The organism is Actinomycetospora sp. C-140 (assembly GCF_054796175.1).
The window spans coordinates 102833-121319 of sequence record NZ_JBTWNF010000015.1 but is presented as its reverse complement, the minus strand read 5'-3'; the positions used below and the strand labels follow the sequence as shown (position 1 = coordinate 121319).

At 74.6% G+C, this 18487-nt stretch carries 21 protein-coding genes; 17 read left to right on the top strand and 4 right to left on the bottom strand.

The window, feature by feature from the left end; all coding sequences use genetic code 11:
- The gene (locus ACR9E3_RS23245) at positions 1-1149 is read right to left on the bottom strand and encodes a protein kinase domain-containing protein (protein ID WP_460382962.1); all 1149 of its coding nucleotides are present in this window, start codon (positions 1147-1149) and stop codon (positions 1-3) included.
- A gap of 380 nt (positions 1150-1529) precedes the next feature.
- Between ACR9E3_RS23245 and ACR9E3_RS23240 the strand changes: the two genes are divergently transcribed.
- On the top strand, positions 1530-2045 hold the full coding sequence (locus ACR9E3_RS23240) for a hypothetical protein (protein WP_460382961.1): 516 nt from the start codon (positions 1530-1532) through the stop codon (positions 2043-2045).
- 76 nt (positions 2046-2121) lie between these two features.
- A complete protein-coding gene (locus ACR9E3_RS23235) occupies positions 2122-2499 on the top strand; it encodes a hypothetical protein (protein WP_285652752.1) in 378 nt (125 codons plus the stop codon).
- Between the two features lie 4 nt (positions 2500-2503).
- Here ACR9E3_RS23235 and ACR9E3_RS23230 read toward each other — a convergent pair whose 3' ends face one another.
- The 3 genes from ACR9E3_RS23230 to ACR9E3_RS23220 all read right to left on the bottom strand — a co-directional run bounded on the left by ACR9E3_RS23230 (position 2504) and on the right by ACR9E3_RS23220 (position 5144).
- Positions 2504-4126, bottom strand: a complete 1623-nt coding sequence (locus tag ACR9E3_RS23230) for a peptide chain release factor 3 (protein WP_460382959.1) — start codon at positions 4124-4126, stop codon at positions 2504-2506.
- A gap of 258 nt (positions 4127-4384) precedes the next feature.
- Positions 4385-4681, bottom strand: a complete 297-nt coding sequence (locus tag ACR9E3_RS23225) for a PASTA domain-containing protein (RefSeq protein WP_460382958.1) — start codon at positions 4679-4681, stop codon at positions 4385-4387.
- Between the two features lie 19 nt (positions 4682-4700).
- On the bottom strand, positions 4701-5144 hold the full coding sequence (locus ACR9E3_RS23220; protein ID WP_460382956.1) for an ATP-binding protein: 444 nt from the start codon (positions 5142-5144) through the stop codon (positions 4701-4703).
- Between the two features lie 242 nt (positions 5145-5386).
- Between ACR9E3_RS23220 and ACR9E3_RS23215 the strand changes: the two genes are divergently transcribed.
- The 15 genes from ACR9E3_RS23215 to ACR9E3_RS23145 all read left to right on the top strand — a co-directional run bounded on the left by ACR9E3_RS23215 (position 5387) and on the right by ACR9E3_RS23145 (position 18469).
- A complete protein-coding gene (locus ACR9E3_RS23215; RefSeq protein WP_460382954.1) occupies positions 5387-6907 on the top strand; it encodes an alpha/beta hydrolase in 1521 nt (506 codons plus the stop codon).
- A 155-nt stretch (positions 6908-7062) separates the two neighbouring features.
- On the top strand, positions 7063-8358 hold the full coding sequence (gene nhaA / locus ACR9E3_RS23210) for a Na+/H+ antiporter NhaA (RefSeq protein ID WP_460382952.1): 1296 nt from the start codon (positions 7063-7065) through the stop codon (positions 8356-8358).
- A 150-nt stretch (positions 8359-8508) separates the two neighbouring features.
- Complete coding sequence (locus ACR9E3_RS23205) at positions 8509-9564, top strand: ParA family protein (RefSeq protein WP_460382951.1); 1056 nt, start codon at positions 8509-8511, stop codon at positions 9562-9564.
- Complete coding sequence (locus ACR9E3_RS23200) at positions 9561-10505, top strand: PadR family transcriptional regulator (protein WP_460382949.1); 945 nt, start codon at positions 9561-9563, stop codon at positions 10503-10505. Before ACR9E3_RS23205 ends, ACR9E3_RS23200 begins: the two co-directional genes overlap by 4 nt.
- A 442-nt stretch (positions 10506-10947) precedes the next feature.
- Complete coding sequence (locus tag ACR9E3_RS23195; RefSeq protein ID WP_460382947.1) at positions 10948-11868, top strand: hypothetical protein; 921 nt, start codon at positions 10948-10950, stop codon at positions 11866-11868.
- Positions 11861-13108 carry an SRPBCC family protein gene (locus tag ACR9E3_RS23190; RefSeq protein ID WP_460382945.1) on the top strand — a complete coding sequence of 416 codons (1248 nt, stop codon included), beginning with the start codon at positions 11861-11863 and terminating at the stop codon, positions 13106-13108. The genes ACR9E3_RS23195 and ACR9E3_RS23190 overlap by 8 nt, the downstream gene beginning before the upstream one ends.
- A 106-nt stretch (positions 13109-13214) precedes the next feature.
- On the top strand, positions 13215-13601 hold the full coding sequence (gene gvpJ / locus ACR9E3_RS23185; RefSeq protein WP_460383037.1) for a gas vesicle protein GvpJ: 387 nt from the start codon (positions 13215-13217) through the stop codon (positions 13599-13601).
- Positions 13602-13611: 10 nt separating this feature from the next.
- Positions 13612-14418, top strand: coding sequence for a GvpL/GvpF family gas vesicle protein (locus tag ACR9E3_RS23180; RefSeq protein ID WP_460382944.1), 807 nt, complete (start codon positions 13612-13614; stop codon positions 14416-14418).
- Between the two features lie 13 nt (positions 14419-14431).
- Positions 14432-14665 (top strand): gas vesicle protein GvpG, encoded by a 234-nt coding sequence (locus ACR9E3_RS23175; RefSeq protein ID WP_274283050.1) that lies wholly within the window; start codon positions 14432-14434, stop codon positions 14663-14665.
- Positions 14662-16050 (top strand): gas vesicle protein GvpO, encoded by a 1389-nt coding sequence (gene gvpO / locus ACR9E3_RS23170; protein ID WP_460382942.1) that lies wholly within the window; start codon positions 14662-14664, stop codon positions 16048-16050. The genes ACR9E3_RS23175 and gvpO overlap by 4 nt, the downstream gene beginning before the upstream one ends.
- Before the next feature lie 29 nt (positions 16051-16079).
- The gene (locus ACR9E3_RS23165; protein WP_460382941.1) at positions 16080-16610 is read left to right on the top strand and encodes a gas vesicle protein; all 531 of its coding nucleotides are present in this window, start codon (positions 16080-16082) and stop codon (positions 16608-16610) included.
- Positions 16607-17374: a GvpL/GvpF family gas vesicle protein gene (locus ACR9E3_RS23160; protein ID WP_460382939.1), complete on the top strand. Its 768-nt coding sequence runs from the start codon at positions 16607-16609 to the stop codon at positions 17372-17374. The genes ACR9E3_RS23165 and ACR9E3_RS23160 overlap by 4 nt, the downstream gene beginning before the upstream one ends.
- Positions 17371-17634, top strand: coding sequence for a gas vesicle protein (locus ACR9E3_RS23155; protein WP_460382938.1), 264 nt, complete (start codon positions 17371-17373; stop codon positions 17632-17634). Before ACR9E3_RS23160 ends, ACR9E3_RS23155 begins: the two co-directional genes overlap by 4 nt.
- Positions 17627-17914 (top strand): gas vesicle protein K, encoded by a 288-nt coding sequence (locus ACR9E3_RS23150; RefSeq protein WP_460382937.1) that lies wholly within the window; start codon positions 17627-17629, stop codon positions 17912-17914. The genes ACR9E3_RS23155 and ACR9E3_RS23150 overlap by 8 nt, the downstream gene beginning before the upstream one ends.
- Before the next feature lie 51 nt (positions 17915-17965).
- A complete protein-coding gene (locus ACR9E3_RS23145; RefSeq protein WP_460382936.1) occupies positions 17966-18469 on the top strand; it encodes an Asp23/Gls24 family envelope stress response protein in 504 nt (167 codons plus the stop codon).
- The last annotated feature ends 18 nt before the right edge of the window (positions 18470-18487 follow it).

Sequence of the window (18487 nt, the reverse complement as noted above, 5' to 3'; positions counted from 1 at the left end):
TCACGGGATCGTCGCTCCTCGGGCGTCAAGGGCACTGTCGACACGGCCCGTGCCGTCCGCGCGGCGGGCACGGCGAGCGCCGGGGGCGTCACGGTCCCCGCGGTGGGCACGGAGCCGGGTGGGGTCATCCTCCGGGTCGGGCCCGTGGGGGCCGGTGACCCCCACGCTCGAGTCCCCCGGACGGGCCGGCGGGCCGACCGGGTAGCGGGCCCGGACGCGGCGGGCCTCGGCCGCGAACGTCTCCACGCCGGGGTGCCGCCGCGCGGGGTCGGGTTCCGTCGCGCGGACGAGCAGCGCGACCAGGTCGGGGTCGTCGCGCAGCACCGGCACGCCCGCCGGGTCCGGCAGGCGCATCGCGTGGTTGCGCTGGTGGTCGAAGTCGGCGAGCAGCACCGCCAGCGTGCGCCCGAGCGCGTAGACCTCGGAGGCCACCGAGGGGCCCGTGCCGCCGGGTTCGATCTCCGGTGCCACGAAGCCCGTGGTGGCCCAGACGTCGCTGTGGACGTCCCCGGTGCGGCGCACGCTGCCGAGGTCGATCAGCGTGATGCCGTCCGGACCCGTCAGCAGGTTGCTCGGGTTGAGGTCGGCGTGCAGCAGCCCGTGGGAGTGCAGGGCCGCGAGCGGGCCGACCGCGCCGAGCACGGCGTCGAGGGCCTCGCCCGGCGCGCACGGCCTGCGGGCCGCCAGCGACTCGCCGGTGACGTGGTCCAGCACCAGCAGTCGCACGGGTCCACCGCGGCCCTCGGCGGCCACCACGTCACGGGCCCGCACCAGCCCCGGCACGTCGAGCGCGAGCAGGACCTCGGTCTCGCGCACCGCCAGCTCGCCCGCCGCGGGGCCCTCGGGACCGTCGAGGCGGCCGAGCACCATCAGCGCGTCGTCGCCATGGCGCGTCGCGGTGTAGGACCACCCGCGGGCGCCGCGCATCATCGGCGCCCGGACGCGGTACCGGCCCGCCCGCCCGGCGAGCTCCGTACCGGCGGGGAGATCCGGGCGGACGTCGTAGGGCGCGCCGCACCACGGGCACGTGCCGCGCTCGGGACCGGGCCGACCGGAGCGGCCCCGACCCACGGGCCCGTCGCAGCGCGCGCAGAAGCGCGCCTGCTCGGGGACCGGGGGAGCGGCGGTCCCCGGGTCGGTGCTGTCCACGTCGTCTCCCGTGTCCGGCGGCGTCCACGTTCCCGACATCGTGTCATCGCCGGGTGCGGCGGTGCGCCCGGCCGTCACACCGGGATCCGCGCGGTGTGGATCACCAGAGATCCGTTCGGGCGGCACCGGACGTCCGGATCGTCGCGGCGGCGGACCGATCGGCGGGGGCGGCTCCCCCGTCCGGGTGGTAGATCGCACTCCGCTCGGCCCAGCCGCATCTCACCGGGCGTTTTCGGTGTGCTGGTCAGGGAGGGTGCGCGGGCCGTTCGTGGCGTCGCCTGCCATGCTGGTCGGCGCACCGAAGCCGATCGGGGGGTTGGGTGCCGCGTCCTCCGGGGCCCGGCGCACGGCCGTCCGAGCGAGAGTCCGGAGGTCGTGCCGTGAGCGCAGCCGACGACGCCGACCGTCCCGTCGGGTCCGACGAGCAGTCCGTGGACCGGTCTGCCCAGCACCGTCGCCCCGACCGCGACGACGTCCCCGGCGGCACCAGCATGCCCGGTCCGGAGGCGACGACGCCCGCCGCCACGCCGGGCGGCGGGTCATCGATCGGGAGCACCGAGAGCACCGGGGGCGCGGCCTCGTCGTCCTTCTCGTCGTCCTCCTCAGCTCCGTCCGGGGGCACCTCGACCGCCACCGCGACGGCCCCGTCGTCGACCTCGTCGTCGGGCCCCTCCTCCGCCTCCTCCGGCGGGTCGTCCGAGGACGCGTCCTCGGTGGCCGACGCCGCCGCCGAGGCCGAGCGGGCGCTCGCGCAGGCGGCCCGCGAGGCCGAGCAGGCCGTCCGCGACGCCCACAGCGACGGCGCGGAGGCCGTCCAGAAGGGCTTCGACGACGCGCAGCGCGCCACCGAGCGTGCCTACGAGGAGGCCGCGGCCAAGCACGACCGCATGAGCTGATGCGCGGTCTCCGGGCCCGGACCGAACCGCCGCGCCGACACCGACGCGCGGCACGTTCGCACGAGACAGGTGAGAGATGGCGGTCCAGCTCCGCATCACCGCCGACGGCGTGGTGGTGCGCTTCACCGGTAGCGACCGGGTCTGGGCCTGCTGTCGCGGGGTGTACCTCCCGCTGAGCCGCGTCCTGCTCGCCCGTCCGCTGGCGCGCCGTGACGCCGTCTCGGCGAGCCCACGCGTCCACCTGCCCGGGGTGAGCGTGCCGCGGGTGCTGCGGGCCGGGTCGTTCGGCGTCGGCGAGCGCCGGCAGCTCTGGATGGTCCGGCGCGCGGACCAGCTGCTCGCGATCTACCTGCGCGGCGACCCGTACCACCGGGTGGTCGTCGAGGTCCCCGATCCCGCGGAGACCAGCCGGACGATCAACGACGCGCTGCCGCCGCGCCGACTGCCCGCCTGACGGTCTACAGGCTGTCCGCCACCAGGGGTGCCAGCAGCAGGTCGGGGTTGTTCTGGGCGACGGCCTGCAGGCGCCACTTGTGCGGGAAGAGCGCGAGCAGTTCGCCGTCGAGGCGACGGGTGAGCACCTCGATGCCCACGGCACCCTTGAGCGTCTCCACGCCGGCGGCGTCGGTGCGGCGCGCGATCTGGTACTCGAGGCGGTCGAGCTTCACCGGCGCCCCGAACTCGTCGGCGAGGCGCGCGGACACGACCTCGAACTGCAGGGGCCCGACGGCGGCCAGCACCGGCGCCTGGTCGCCGCGCAGGTCCGACGACAGCACCTGGGTGACGCCCTCGGAGTCGAGCTGCTCGATGCCCTTGCGGAACTGCTTCGTCTTCGACATGTCGGCCACCCGGCACACCGCGAAGTGCTCCGGGGCGAAGCTCGGGATCGTCGGGAAGGTCACCGGCTCGTCGGCCCACAGCGTGTCACCCGGGCGCAGGGCGGTGGCGTTGACGAGGCCGACGATGTCGCCGGGGAACGCCTCGTCGATCGTCGACCGGTCGCGCCCGAACATCGCCTGCGCGTACTTCGTGGCGAACGGGCGTCCGGTCGCATCGTGGGTGAGCACCATGCCGCGCTCGAAACGCCCGGAGCACACGCGCACGAAGGCGACGCGGTCGCGGTGCGACTTGTCCATCGACGCCTGGACCTTGAACACCAGGCCGGAGAACGGCGCCTCGACCGGACGCGGCTCCCCCTTCCGGTCCGGGCGCGGGCCCGGCGGCGGGGCCAGCTCCACGAGCGCGTCGAGCAGGCGGGCCACGCCGATGTTCGACAGCGCCGAGCCGAACATCACCGGCGTCGCGGTGCCCGCCTGGAACGCGGCGTCGTCGAACCCGGCGCCGATCTCGTCGAGCAGCGCGAGCTCCTCGGTGGCGCGCTCCCAGTCCGCGCCCTCCTCGGCGGCGGCACGGTCGGCGTCGAGCCTCTCCGAGGTGGCCCGGGAGGCGCCGTGGGCGGCGCGGGTGAAGCGGTGCATCGCGCCGTCGGCGCGCTCGATCAGCCCGCGCAGGTCGCCGGCGATCCCGACCGGCCAGGTGATGGGCATCGGGCGCAGGCCGATCGTCTGCTCGACCTCGTCGAGCAGCTCCAGCGGCTCGCGGCCCGGCCGGTCCCACTTGTTGACGAACGTCAGCACCGGTACGCCGCGGTCGCGGCAGACGTCGAAGAGCTTGAGGGTCTGCGGCTCGAGGCCCTTGGCCGCGTCGAGCAGCATCACCGCGGCGTCGACGGCGGCGAGCACCCGGTAGGTGTCCTCCGAGAAGTCGCCGTGGCCGGGGGTGTCGAGGAGGTTGACGACCTGGTCGCGGTAGGCGAACTGGAGCACCGCGGACGTCACCGAGATGCCGCGCTCGCGCTCCATGTCCATCCAGTCGGACGTGACCCCGCGGCGCCCGCCCTTGCCGTGCACCGCCCCCGCCGCCGAGATCACCTCGGCGTGCAGGGCCAGGGCCTCGGTGAGCGTGGACTTGCCGGCGTCGGGGTGGCTGATGACGGCGAACGTGCGGCGGCGCCGCGCCTGGGTCCCGGGATCGTCGGCCTCGTTCCCGGCCTCGGTCGACGGCACGGACACCGCGGTCATGCGTTCTCCTCCCTCACGGGGCACCCACACGCCCCGTGATCCGAGGGTACGGCCCGGTGACGGGAGGCCACGGCGGCGCCCGGCCGCCCCACGGGGAGCGAGGGTCACCCTCGCTGCGTGGGACGCAGCCGGGGCGCCCCTCGATCCGGGGCGGGCGTAACGCCGCGGCCGCGGCGGACGACACACGGGTGGCCCGCGGGGCTGGCGGACCCCCGACCCGTCGGCCCCGCGGCCTTCACCGCCCCGCCGGTGCGGCCCTCAGTTGGCCCCGGCGCCGTCGAGCGGCTTGTCGGGCTGGACGCGCGGCATGTTGCCGCCGCCCCCGCCGCCTCCTCCTCCGCCCGAGTCGGGCTCCACCCAGATCGTCACGGCCTCGCCGGCGGGCACCCGCGTGCCCGCCTCGGGCTGCTGCGCCGTCACCGTGCCCTCGACGGTCGCCGGGGTGTCCGGGTCGGGATCGACGGCCACCACCCGCGCGGCCATGGCGACCTCGTGCGCCTGCGCCGCCGGGAGCCCGACCAGCGCGGGCACGAGCACCAGCTCGGGTGTCCTCATGCCGGGGACCGTAGCCAGCTCACGGCGGGCGGTGCCACCACAGCCGCACGCGGGTGCCCGCGGGTCCGGTACGCAGGTCGTGGCCGTCGGCCAGCCGGGCGAGCAGCACGAGGCCGCGCCCGCGGTGCCCGGGATCGGTCGGCGCGGGACGCCAGTCGCCGTGGTCGGCGACCTCGATCTCGAGCCACGGCGGGCCCGGCCCGCGCGCCGGCTCCCGGCCCGGCCGGCCGGCCGCGACGCGGGCGGTCACGCGCACGGGCCCGGCCCCGCCCGGGTAGGCGTGGTCCACGACGTTGGTCAGCGCCTCGTACAGCGCGGTCGCGACGTCGGCGAGCTGATCGGCGAGGGCGGGGTCGTCGCGCTCCGCCGGGTCGTCCGGGTCCCCTGCCGCCGCGCGGACGTGGGTCATGAGCTCGGTGCGCAGCGCACGCAGGTCCTCGGGGCGGACGACATCCCGGGTCACCTCGTGCACGATGCGGCGGGGACACGGCGCGGTCCCGGACCGCTCGGCGCCCGAGCCCCCACCCGCGTCCATGGCCCCCGGGTCGTCGCCCCGACCGCGGGCCAATCCCGCGGCACCCAGATGGACCGTGTGATCCGGGTTCACGGAGCGTGCCGGTGGAGCCCTGCGCGACTGCGACGAGCGGGCGGGCATGATGGGCCGCCCGGCGCAGCCGGGGGCGACCGCGGACGGCAGGAGAGCTCATGGCGCAGCGGGACGACCGGCGGGCGCGACCCGGCAGGGAGCGCTCCGCCCGCGCCGGGCGCCGGGCCCGTCACGTGCTCGTCCTGGGCGCGGCGCTGCTGGCGTTCTCCGCCTGCACGCAGCGCCCGGAGCCGACCGTGCCGCCGATCCCGATGAGCTCGGAGACGCCCGCGGCGCCGTCCGTCGCCCCGTCCGGGCCCGGGGGCGGGCCGGCGTTCCGCCCCTGCCAGGGCGGGCTGGAGTGCGCATCGGTGACCGTGCCGGTCGACTACGCGAACCCCGCCGGCCCCACCATCCCGATCTCGATCGCCCGCCGCCCCGCCACGAACCAGGCCGCGAAGGCCGGCGTGCTGCTCGTGAACCCCGGAGGACCCGGCGGGTCGGGCATCGAGCTGGTGCAGGCGGGCGTCCTGCCCCGCGAGGTCACCGACCGCTTCGACGTCATCGGCTTCGACCCGCGCGGCGTCGGCCAGAGCGCGGGGCTCGACTGCCCGCTCGGGCCCGACACCCCGTACCTCGGCGACCCCGACCCCGGTGACCCGGCCGACGAGGCCGCCACGAACACCGCGGTCGACACCTACGACGCGGCGTGCGGGCAGCGCTACCCCGACCTCCTGCCGCACCTCGGCACCCGCAACGTCGCCCGCGACATGGACCGCATCCGCGAGGCGCTGGGCCAGGACCGCATCAGCTACCTGGGCTTCTCCTACGGCACGTCGATCGGCCAGACCTACGCGCAGCTCTTCCCCGACCGGCTGCGCACGATCGTGCTCGACGGGGTCGTCGACGTGACCAAGCCCGGCCTCGACTCGGCGCAGGCGGAGAGCTTCGAGAACTCGCTGCGGCAGTTCGACACCGCGTGCCGCGTCGACCCGACCTGCCCCGTGCGCACCGACCCGATCGGCGCCCTCGACCGCGTGCGGGCCCGCGTGACCGCCGCGCCCATGCCCGTCGCGGGCACGACCCCGCTCTCGGCGGGCCTGCTCGAGATCGGCGTGGTCTACCCGCTCTACAGCAAGTCCAGCTGGCCGCAGCTGGCGCAGGCCATCGCGGCCGCCGACCGGGGCGACGCCGGCCCGATGCGCCGCCTCGCCGACGCCTACTTCCGCGGCAGCAACTCCGACACGTACAACGCCGTGACGTGCCTGGACAACGCGTGGCCCACGGAGGACGACCAGGTGTTCGCGTCCGCCCGCGCCACCGAGGCGCGGGCGCCGCACTTCTCGGGCAACGTGCTCGTCAGCGGCCTGACCTGCGCCGACTGGCCGGCCCCGCAGGAGCCGCTCACGCCGCTCGAGAACTACGCGGGCCCGCCGATGCTCATCCTGGGCACCACCAACGACCCGGCGACGCCGTACCAGAACAGCGTCGCGCTGGCGGGTCGCCTCCCGGGCTCGGCGCTGCTGACCTACCGGGGCGACGGCCACACCGTCTACACCAACGGCGTCCCGTGCGTGGACGACGCCGTGAACCGCTACCTCGTCGACGGCACCCTGCCGCCCCCGAACACGACCTGTTAGCGCGCGGGTTGTCAGCGAAGTGCCGTCGCAGACACTCAGCGTCCGTATCGGGACTTCGATCACGGAGCGCTCGACGACCGGGGTGACGTAGGGTCGTCGCCGGTGCGCCGGGAAGTCTGGTCGGCAGTCGTTGACGCCTGCCCCCCGGAGGAGCCGTGACCCGGTCGACGCCCCGCCTCTTCGCCCGCCGTTCGTGGCCGGAGACCGCGCGGATCGCCGACATCCTGCGCCGCGAGACGGTCGGCGGGGTCCTGCTCGTCGGCGCGGCCGCGATCGCCCTGCTCTGGGCGAACTCCCCCTGGCGCGAGGCCTACACGGCGCTGTCGGACCTCACTGTCGGGCCGGCGTCCCTGCACCTCGACCTCACGCTCGCGACGTGGGCCGCCGACGGCCTGCTCGCGATCTTCTTCTTCGTGGCGGGGCTCGAGCTCAAGCGCGAGTTCGTGGCCGGCGACCTGCGGTCCCCCTCGCGCGCCCTGCTGCCGGTGGCGGCGGCGGTCGGCGGCATGATCGCACCCGCGCTGATCTACACCGCGATCAACGCCGGCGGCGACGGGCTCGCGGGCTGGGCGATCCCCACCGCCACCGACATCGCCTTCGCCCTCTCGGTGCTCGCGCTGATCGGGTCGTGCCTGCCCGACGCGCTGCGGACCTTCCTGCTCACGCTGGCGGTGGTCGACGACCTCCTCGCGATCACGATCATCGCGGTCTTCTACACCGAGGAGCTCGCCTTCGTCCCGCTGCTGCTCGCCCTGCTGCCGCTCGGGGCGTTCACGGTGCTCGTGCAGCGGCGGGTGCGCTCGTGGTGGCTGCTGCTGCCGCTGGCCGCGCTCACGTGGGCGCTCGTGCACGCGTCCGGCGTGCACGCGACCGTCGCCGGCGTCCTCCTGGGCTTCGCGGTGCCGGTGATCCGCCGACGGGAGGGCCCGGGGCCCGGCCTCGCCGAGCACTTCGAGCACCGCTGGCGCCCCCTGTCCGCCGGGTTCGCCGTGCCGGTCTTCGCGTTCTTCGCCTCCGGCGTGACGGTGGTCGGCGGTGGTCTGGGCGCCGCCTTCGGCGACGCGGTCACCTGGGGCGTCGTCGCCGGCCTCGTGGCGGGCAAGACCGTCGGCATCCTCGGCGCCACGTGGCTCGTCCAGCGGGTGACGCGGGCCCAGCTGTCCGAGGACCTGGCGTGGAGCGACGTCCTCGGCCTGGCGCTGCTGTCCGGGATCGGCTTCACGGTGTCCCTGCTCATCGGCGAGCTCGCGTTCGGCACCGGCAGCGCCGCCGACGACCACGTCAAGATCGGCGTGCTCACCGCGTCCCTGGTCGCCGCCCTGCTCGCGACCATGGTGCTGCGCTACCGCAACCGCGTGCACCGTGGGATCCAGGAACGTGAACGGGTCGACCGCGACGCCGACGGCGTGCCCGACGTGTACGAACAGGAGGGCCGCGACGACGCCTCGTGACGTCTGTCGGCGACGGACGGAGTCGACTGCCCCGTCGGCGCGCACCACGTGGACCACGCGCGAGGAGCCGTACCGCCACCCGTACCCAAGCGCTCGAGCGGTGCGGGTGTCGCCTTGCCCGGGTGGGGGTCGCGACGCACCCTCCCCCGCATGACCGGACCGGCGGGCCGCGCCCGCAGCTCCGCCGGACGCCGGGAGCGCGGCACCGCCCGCGTCCGGCCGGTGCGGAGCGCCTCCGAGCCCGCGCCGGCACCCGTCGCCCCGGATCGGGAAGCGCTGGCCCGCACGATCGCGATGGTCAACGACAAGGGCGGGGTCGGGAAGACCTCGCTGGTCGCGAACCTCGCCGGGCAGTTCGCCGCCGCCGGGTACCGGTGTCTGCTGGTCGACCTCAACCGCCAGGCCAACCTGGCCGACGACCTGGGCTTCCGCGACGGGCCCGCCGACGACCAGGGCGCCGGGCTCCTCCTGTCCGTCGTCACCGGCACGCCGCTGTGCCCGGCCGCGGACATCCGCCCCGGTCTCGACGTCGTGCCGGGCGGGGCGCGGCTGGCCGATCTCGTGCCGGTGATGGTGTCGCGGGTGCAGGAGCGCGGCCGGGACGCGTTCGGGGTCCTCGCCGAGGTCCTCGCGCCCGTGGCCGGCGACTACGACCTCGTCTTCGTCGACTGCCCGCCCGAGACGACGATCCTCACCGACCTCGCGCTGACCGCGGCCCGCTGGGTGCTGATGCCGACCAAGTCCGACGGCGGCGGGCTGGTCGGCATGCGCCTGGTCGGGGAGCGGTTCGCCCTCGCCCGCGAGCTCAACCCGGACCTCGGGCTCCTCGGCGCGGTCCTCTTCGCCACCGGCTCGCGGTCGCGCGTCGTGCACGCCGAGGTCCGTGACGCCGTCGCCCAGGCGTTCGGCGGGCACTCGCCGCTGTTCACGACCTCGATCCGGCACGCGGAGCGGACGGCACAGGACGCCCGGCGCCTCGGCCGCCTCGCCCACGAGCTCGAGCAGGAGGCCGCGGCCCAGCCGGCCTGGTGGGCGGCCCTGCGCGAGACCGCGGCCGGAGCCCCGCCGCCGCGACGGCTCTCGACGACGGCCGCGAGCGTCGCCGGCGACTACCGCGATCTCGGTGTCGAGCTCCTCACGCTGCTCCGCACCGCCGAGGACCCCACCAGCACCGCGGACGTCCGCGGACAGGAGGCCGCCCCGTGACCGCGCCCGCCCCCCAGGACTCCGGCGACGCCGGGGACCGCTCGACGACCGACCTCAGCGACGCCTTCGGCCGCCCGGCGACGGCGTCCCTGCGCGGCCTGCTGCCGCCGCGGCCCCGTTCCCACACCGAGAGCACGCCGATCCGTACCGCCGACACGGTGTCCCTGCGCAGCGTCCCCGCGACGCACCCCGAGCCGCCGGTCGCTGCGCCGGACGGCCTGACGCCGGATGCCTCGCCGCGGGGCGACGCGGCGGTGGACGACGCCACGGCGGACGACGTGACGCCGGACGACGGGACGCCGGACGACGCGGTGGCGCAGACCTCGACGTCGGATGCCTCGCCGCGGGAGACCGCCGAGCCCGAGACCCCGGACCCCGAGTCCCCGGAGCCCGAGACCCCGGAGGCGGAGTCCTCGACACACGACGTCGCGACACCCGAAGCCGCCGCGCCGGCGCCCGACGACGGGACCTCGGCTCCCGCCGCACCCGGCGACCACGCACCCGAGCGCGCGGCGCCCGAGCAGGCGCCCCGGCCCGGCAGAAGGCCCACCACGACAGAGCGACCGGCGGGGCGGACGACCGGCCGCGGGGCGCGTGCGGCGACCGGCAACCGGCGGTGGGGCTCCGTCCGTCTGGCGTCGCCGGAGCACGTCGAGCTGCTGGTGCTGGTGGCCCTGAGCCGGGGATCGGCAGACGGTCGCGAGCTCGCGGAGCGGCTCCGGACCGACAGCGCCGGTGATCTCGCACCGCCGCCGACGACGGTCCAGCGCACCCTGCACCAGCTCGTCCGGCACGGTCTCGCCGAGCCTGCGGACGACACCGAACGGCGGTGCTACCGGCTCACCGAGCTGGGGACGCGGATCGTCCGGGCGCGCGTGCGTGCCTGGCGGTCCCTGCGCCGGGCGGTCGACGCGGTCGTGGACACCGCCGACGAGGTCTGAGGACGCCGCGCCGGGGTTCGGCTGTGCGCAACTGGCCGTAGCGAGTTGCGCCGTTCTTCTCATTACCGAGACGACGATCCGGGCGTACGCTCAGGTCCTCGTGACCCAGTTCACTGCAACCGGTCACCGACAGGTAGAGATCGTGTGCTCTCGGTGACGAAGACGAGCGTTGAGAACACAGCGCATACGGCCCATCACGCTCTGGCGGCACGCCCATCGGAGAATGCGCAAACGGCGGTCATTCAATTCGCAGAGGAATCACGACCTAGACTGTCAAACATCGTCGTCCTCGAGTGATCGAAAATTGCGTCGTTCGGCGCACCGCCGATTTGATCTTCCTGGTCTAGCGCTTTCGGGAAGGGCGCGATGTAATGTCCGGCTCGCATGGCGGCGGGCGCGTGGTCCACCGCAGAGGTGAGACCAAACCGTTCGGAGGTGCACGGTGCCCGGAACCGGCCTGAAATTGGCCCTGGCCGTCATCGGCGGCTATCTGCTGGGTCGTACGAAGAAGATGAAGCTCGCGATCATGCTGGGCGGTGCGCTCGCCGGGAAGAAGATCACCACCGACCCGGCGCAGCTGCTGGGCCAGGCGTCGAAGCTCATCCAGGCGTCGCCGGAGCTCCAGCGGCTCGACTCGGCGGTCCGCGGTCGCCTGCTCGAGGCCGGCAAGGACGCCGCGCTCGCCATCGCGAGCTCGCGGATGGAGTCGCTGACCGACAACCTCGTCAACCGCGTCGAGAACATCGGCAAGCCGGCGACGGACGCCGCCGGCGCGGCCGGGCAGGCGGTCGGCGAGACGGCCGGGGCCGCCGGCGACGCCGTCGGTCAGGCCGGCGGCGCGGTCGGTGACGCGGCCGCGACCACCGGCAGTGCCGTGGGCGGCGCGGTCGGCAGCACGGCCCGTGGTGTCACGGGACGCAAGCGTCGCGCGGCGGACGACGAGCCGGCGGACGAGGGCGTGGACGTCGCCGACGAGACCGCCGACACCGCCGACGCGGAGGAGGCCGACGACGAGTCTGCCCAGGAGCCCGCTCCGGCCCGCGCCGCGTCCGGGTCCTCCGGTCGTCGCCGCACGTCGGGGTCGTCGTCGAGCGGGTCGGGGCGGTCCTCGGGCTCGTCGAGCAGCTCCTCGGGCAGCTCCTCGGGCAGCGCCTCAGGGGGCGAGCGCAAGCGCCGGAGCACGTCGTCCGGCGAGTCGTCCTCCTCCGGCTCGGGCCGCAGCTCGAGCAGCACGAACGGTTCGACCCGCAAGTCGACCTCCGGGTCGGGCGGGCGCGCGAAGTCCTCCTCGTCCGGCGGCTCGCGCAGCCGGGCGACCGCGGGGACGGGCTCGCGTCGCGGTGCGGAGAAGCGCGATGACTGATGCCGCGACGGAGCAGGTCTCCTCGAACGGGCACCGGCCGGACGCCGACGCCGGATCGCTCACCGACATGCTCCCGACCGACCGGCTCAAGCAGGCCGCGACGGCACTGCTCAAGGCGGCGGGCGACAAGGCGCTGAACGCCGCGCTCGACCAGGTCGAGGGTCTCACGAACAAGCTCACCGACGTCGCGGAGAACCCGAGCGTCGGTCTGTCGGCCGCCCTCGGGGGCGGCTCGTCGATGCTGCAGGGCGGCAGCGGCGTCGGGGGAGCACTGAAGGGCGGCCTCTCGGCCGTGAAGGACAAGGCCATGGGAGCACTCGGCATGGGCGGCGACTCGGACGAGGACTCGGACAGCGAGGGCGGTGGCGGCGGGGGCGGCAACAGCACCGGCCGCGGCAAGTTCAAGTTCATGAACATCTACGAGGTCCAGGACGTCGGGGTCCCGCTGCGCGTGGCCTACGACCAGTGGACCCAGATGGCCGACTTCCCGAGCTTCATGAAGAAGGTCGAGACGGTCAACCAGGAGTCCGACGAGAAGGTCACCTGGACCGCGAAGGTCTTCTGGTCGCGGCGTTCCTGGCAGACGACGATCCGCGAGCAGGTGCCCGACAGTCACATCCTGTGGGTCTCGTCGGGCGCGAAGGGTTCGGCGGACGGAATCGTCACGTTCAGTGAACTGGCGCCGAACCTCACGCGGATCGTGCTCATCATGGAGTACTACCCGCAGGGATTGTTCGAGAAGACCGGCAATCTCTGGCGGGCGGTCGGACGACGTGCGCGCCTCGAATTCAAGCATTTCTGCCGTCACGTCATGATGGACACGCTCATCAATCGTGAGGAACTCGAGGGCTGGCGCGGCGAGATCCGCGACAGCGAGGTCGTCAAGACCCACGAGGAGGCCCTCGAGGAGGAGCAGCGGGCGGCCGAGGAGGACGGCGAGGTCGACGACCTCGACGAGGGTGAGCTCGCCGACGACGAGCTCGGTGAGGACGAGGACGTCGACGACGACCTGGCCGCCGAGGACGAGGATCTCGACGAGGACGCCGAGGACGAGGATCTCGACGACGAGTACGAGGACGACCTCGACGACGTCGACGAGGATCTCGACGAGGAGGACGACCTCGACGACGAGTACGAGGACGACGTCTCCGACGCCGAGGAGGACGCGCCGGCGGAGGACGAGGACGGTGGCGAGGACCGTCCGCGTCGCCGCTCGCGCCGTCAGCGCACGCCGGCCTGACCGGCCCACCCCCGGTTGAGATGACAGCCGGGTCGACCGTCGCATCACCGGACCCCGACGCCGTCGGGGTCCGGTGCCATTCCTCGTCGCACAGAGAGGGGGCACCGTGACCGTCAGCCAACGCCAAGGCGGAGGGGTGCAGAAGGAGCCGCAGGGCGGGCTCGCCGAGGTCCTCGACCTGATCCTGGACAAGGGCCTGGTCATCGACGCCTTCGTGAAGGTGTCGCTCGTCGGGATCGAACTGATCACGATCGACGCCCGCATCGTGGTGGCCAGCGTCGACACCTATCTGCGGTTCGCCGAGGCGACCAACCGCCTCGATCTGCACGCGAAGGGTGGCAAGGACCTGGGCGAGTTCCTGGGCGGCGCCACCGAGGGCGTCACGCAGGGCGGCGCGAAGGGCAAGACGAAGGGGGTGCTCGACGCCGGCAAGGAGAAGTGGGACGAGGTCCGCGGCGAGCGCCAGAGCCAGAGCCGTCGCGACAAGGCGTGAGGAGGCCGACGTGACCAGCACCGAGAACGCCACGCAGGCCCGGGACACCTCCCGCGGCTCGTACATCTACGGCATCGTCCCGGCCGGGGTCCGCATCCCCGACGGGCTCGACCCGATCCCGCACGGCGACGACGGCGGCGAGCTCGGCCTCGTCACCGAAGGTCGCCTCGCGGCCGTCGTCAGCGACGTCGCCGCGGACCGGGCGCTCGGCACGCGCCGCGACCTCATGGCGCACGAGGCCGTGCTCAACGCGATCGCGCAGGAGACCCCCGTGCTCCCGATGCGGTTCGGCGCCGTCGTCACCGACGACGACGCTGTGGCGGACGAGCTGCTGGCGCCGCACCAGGACTACTTCGTCCGGGCGCTCGAGCAGCTGGAGGGCCACCTGGAGTTCCGGCTGCGCGGCGACTACGACCAGGACGCCGTGCTCACCCGCATCCTCCAGGCCGACCCGCGCATCCAGCAGATGCGCGAGAAGATCGAGGGGGTCGACGAGGACGCGAGCTACTACGACCGCATCCGCCTCGGCGAAGCGATCTCGCAGGCCATGGACCAGATCCGCGCGGACGACGCCCAGGCGTGCGTCGACGCGATCTCGAAGTTCGCGGTCGCGACGGAGGTCAAGGAGGCCGGCGGCGAGAACGGCGCCGTCCACCTCGCGTTCCTGGTCCGCACCGACCACCGCAGCGACTTCGAGCGTGCGGTCGACGACCTCGGCGACGCGTGGTCGGGTCGGGTCGAGCTCCGGCTCATCGGGCCGACCGCGGCGTTCGACTTCCTCCCCGAGTTCGACGCACCCGACGAGGCCAAGGCCTGAGGGCGGCAGCGACGTGGGCTTCTTCACCGAGCTCCTCCTCCTGCCGCTCGCCCCGGTCCGCGGGGTCGCGTGGGTGGGGGAGAAGATCGCCGACCAGGTCGACCACCAGATGAACGACCCAGCGGTCATCCGGGCGCAGATCGACGAGCTCGACGCGGCGTTCGAGCGGGGCGAGATCACCGAGGCCGACCGTGACGAGCAGCAGGAGGTCCTGCTGCAGCGTCTCGTCGGCGGAGGTGGGGCGTGACGCGCTCCGCCGACCGCGAGGCCGCACCCGAGGACCAGGACACCCGAAACGACGAGCCGCCACCCCTGACCGACCAGGAGCGTCCTCGCCGTCGACGGTCGAACGGCGACGGCGCGCGGGCCGCCGAGGCGGCGACAGCCGGCGACGACGCGGGCACGGAGTCACCTCGGCGACGCCGGCGGGCCGCGGCCTCGTCGGACACCGATGGCGAGGGGCGTCCCCGACGTCGTCGCCGGTCGCCCGACGACGGCTCCGCCACCGAGGAACGCCCGCGCCGGCGGCGCTCCCAGGACGCGTCGTCCGACGACGAGCGACCACGGCGCCGGCGGGCGTCGGACGAGCCGAGCGCAGAGGGGGAGCGTCCACGGCGGCGGAGTGCCAACGGCGAGGGCGACGGCGAGGCGGATCGTCCCCGGCGGCGCCGGGCCGACGGCGAGGCCAGGCCGCGGAAGCGGCGTCGCGCCGACGACGCCGCTGACCCCGAGGGCGATGACGGCGAGGCCCGGCCGCGGAAGCGCCGCCCGGCCGCTGGCCAGGGCGACGAGGGCGAGGCCCGGCCGCGGAAGCGGCGTCGCGCCGACGACGCCGCTGACCCCGAGGGCGGCGACGGCGAGGCCCGGCCGCGGAAGCGCCGCCGCGCCGCCGACGAGGACACCGGAGACGGGGAACGCCCGCGTCGGCGACGCAGCCCCGACGCGTCGGGCGGCGAGGAGCCTCGCCGGCGTCGCCCGTCCGATGATGACGACGACGCCCGTCCCCCACGGCGCCGCCGGGCGCCCGACGAGGAGGCATCGGAGGAGGAGCGACCACGACGACGTCGGCGCACGGCCGCTGCGTCGTCGTCCGGTGCGGGCTCCGACGCGAGCGGGACCGGTCAGGCCGCGGAGGACGAGCGCCCCCGCCGGCGTCGGCGACCCGCCGGGGACGGCGACGCCGCCGAGCAGGAACGTCCGCGCCGCCGCGTCCGCGAACCCGAGCCCGAGCCCGAACCGGAGGACCTCGAGGACGAGGACGAGGTCGAGGACGAGGGTGAGGACGACGAGGTCGAGGACGAGGACGAGGTCGAACCCGAGCCCGAACCGGAACCCGAGCCCGAACCGGAACCCGAGCCCGAGCCGCAGCCGAAGAAGATCTCCGCGCGGAAGATCGCGCGCTGGGCGGCGGAGCAGGTCGAGGAGATGAGCGGCAAGGAGAGCGAGGCCGTCACGTCGGTGCGCAAGACCGACGACGGCTGGGTCGTGGGGCTCGAGGTCGTGGAGAGCCGCAAGATCCCGGAGACCAGCGACCTCCTCGCCACCTACGAGGCCGAGATGGACGCGGACGGCGACCTGGTCAGCTACAACCGGGTCAAGCGCTACACCCGCGGCCGCGGCGACGACGACTGACCGTCCGGGGGGCACGAGAGGGAGTGACCATGAGTGACCCGGTGCGCTGGACCGGGCAGATGCCGTCCGCACCCCAGCAGGGGCGGCAGCCCGCGAGCCAGAACGGCGGCGGGGACGGCACGAACCTCGCCGACATCCTCGAGCGGGTCCTCGACAAGGGGATCGTGATCGCCGGCGACGTCCAGATCAACCTGCTCGACATCGAGCTGCTGACGATCAAGCTGCGGCTCGTCGTCGCCTCGGTGGACCGGGCCAAGGAGATGGGCATCGACTGGTGGGAGCGCGACCCCACCCTGTCGTCGGGGCACCGAGAGCTCGAGGAGGAGAACCAGCGGCTGCGCGACCGTCTCGAGGCCCTCGAGAACGGTCGGGCGCCGGCGGCCCTCGACCGCGGTGACGACGCCGACCCCGAGGACGAGCCCCTCGAGGACGAGATCGACGACGACGTCGAGGAAGAGCCCGAGGACGACGACGAGCCCGTCGACGAGGAGCCGGAGCCGGAGCCGGCACCCGCGAAGCGGCGGTCCGGCCAGCAGCGCAAGCGGGGGACGGCTCGGTGAGCGACAGGCTGACCTACGTCTACGCGATCGCCCGGGACGTCGATCCCGACGCCGTCGGGGCACTCCGGGGCGTCGGTGGCGGTGCCGTCCGGACGCTCGACGCGGGAGGGGTCCTGGCGGTGGTGAGCGACGTCGACCGCGGCGAGTTCGAGGAGCGGGCGCTGGAGGAGCGCCTCGAGGACCTCGAGTGGCTCGCCGCCACCGCGCGGGCGCACCACCACGTCGTCGACTCCCTCGGTCACGACCACCTCGTCGCGCCGCTCGCCCTGGCCACCGTGTACTTCGACGACGACCGGGTGCGCGCCGTCCTCGCCGACGGGCGCGCGACGTTCGCGGCCGTGCTCGACCAGTTGTCGGGCCGGGCCGAGTGGGGTCTCAAGATCTACGGTCGTCCCGGTGGTGCCGCCGCGGCCGCGGAACAGGAGAAGCCACGCTCGGGCGCCGAGTACCTGCGCCGGCGTCGCCAGGCACTGCGGGAGACCGACACCGCGCTCGACGGCGCCCGCGAGGCCGCCGCCGAGGTGGACACCGCGGTCACGGCTCTCGCCGCCGCGTCACGCAGCCACCGGCTACAGGACGCGACACTGTCCGGCGAGTCCGACCCGATGGTGCTCAACCGCGCCTACCTCGTGCCGGTCGAGCGGGCCGGGGACCTGCGGGAGATCGTCGCCTCCCTCGAGCACCACCCGCGGATCCGGGTCGAGCTCACCGGGCCCTGGGTGCCGTACTCCTTCGCGCAGGCGCCGGAGGGGACGGCCCTGTGACGGCACCGCACTCCGGGGAGCTCGAGCCGCGGGCCACGTCGTTGTTCGGTGACCAGGAGGTCGCCCTCGTCGACCTGCTCGACCGGCTCCTCGCCGGCGGCGTGGTGCTGGCCGGCGATCTGACGATCTCGCTCGCCGGGGTCGACCTCGTGCGGGTCTCCCTGCGGGCGCTGATCACGTCGATCGCGCCGGTCGAGCGTCAGGGGACCCTGGAACAGCGAGCCAGCACCCAGCGGGAGCTGGAGTCCGGCGATGGTTGACCGGCCGAACCGGATCGAGATCGACAAGGACGAGGTCCGCCGGGATCTCATGAAGCTCGTGCTGACGATCGTGGAGCTGCTGCGCCAGCTCATGGAGCGGCAGGCGATCCGGCGGGTGGACCAGGGCGACCTCACCGAGCAGGAGGAGGAGGACCTCGGCACGTCGCTGATGCTCCTCGCCGAGGCGATGGACGAGCTCACCGAGCAGTTCGGGCTCACCGCGGCCGACCTCAACCTCGACCTGGGTCCGCTCGGCCCGCTGCTGCCGCGGGACCGCTGACCCCGCCGATCGGGCGGACTCCGGTCGCGCGCCGCGGGGTACCCCTGGGGCATGACCAGCGCTCAGCGTCCGAGCAGCACCCCCGACAGCCCGACCCCCACCGCGACCTCCGTCGGTGGCGCCGCGGGCGACCCGACCACGGTCGAGGGCACCACCGAGGTGCTCCCCTCGGTGGTGCAGAAGGTGACCGCCTTCGCGGCGCGCGAGATCCCCGGGGTCGCGGCGCTCGGGGGCAGCGCCTCGCGCGCCGTCGGGGCCGTGCGCCAGACCCTGACCGGCAACACCGAGAACACCGCAGGCGTCCGCGTCGAGCTCGAGGAGCAGACCGCCCGCATCGGCGTCGACGTCGCCATCGAGTACGGCGTCGGCGCCCGCGAGCTGGTACGCGCCCTGCGCCGCCACATCCCGCGCGCGGTCGAGGAGATCGCGGGCGTCACGGTCGTCGAGCTGAACGTCGTCATCACCGACGTGCAGCTCCCCGGCGGCGAGGACGCCGACGCCGGCGCCACCCCGCCTCCGCCCCCGCCGGCACCTCGGCCGGGCGCGACCCTCTGAGGTCGGACGCGGCGCCTC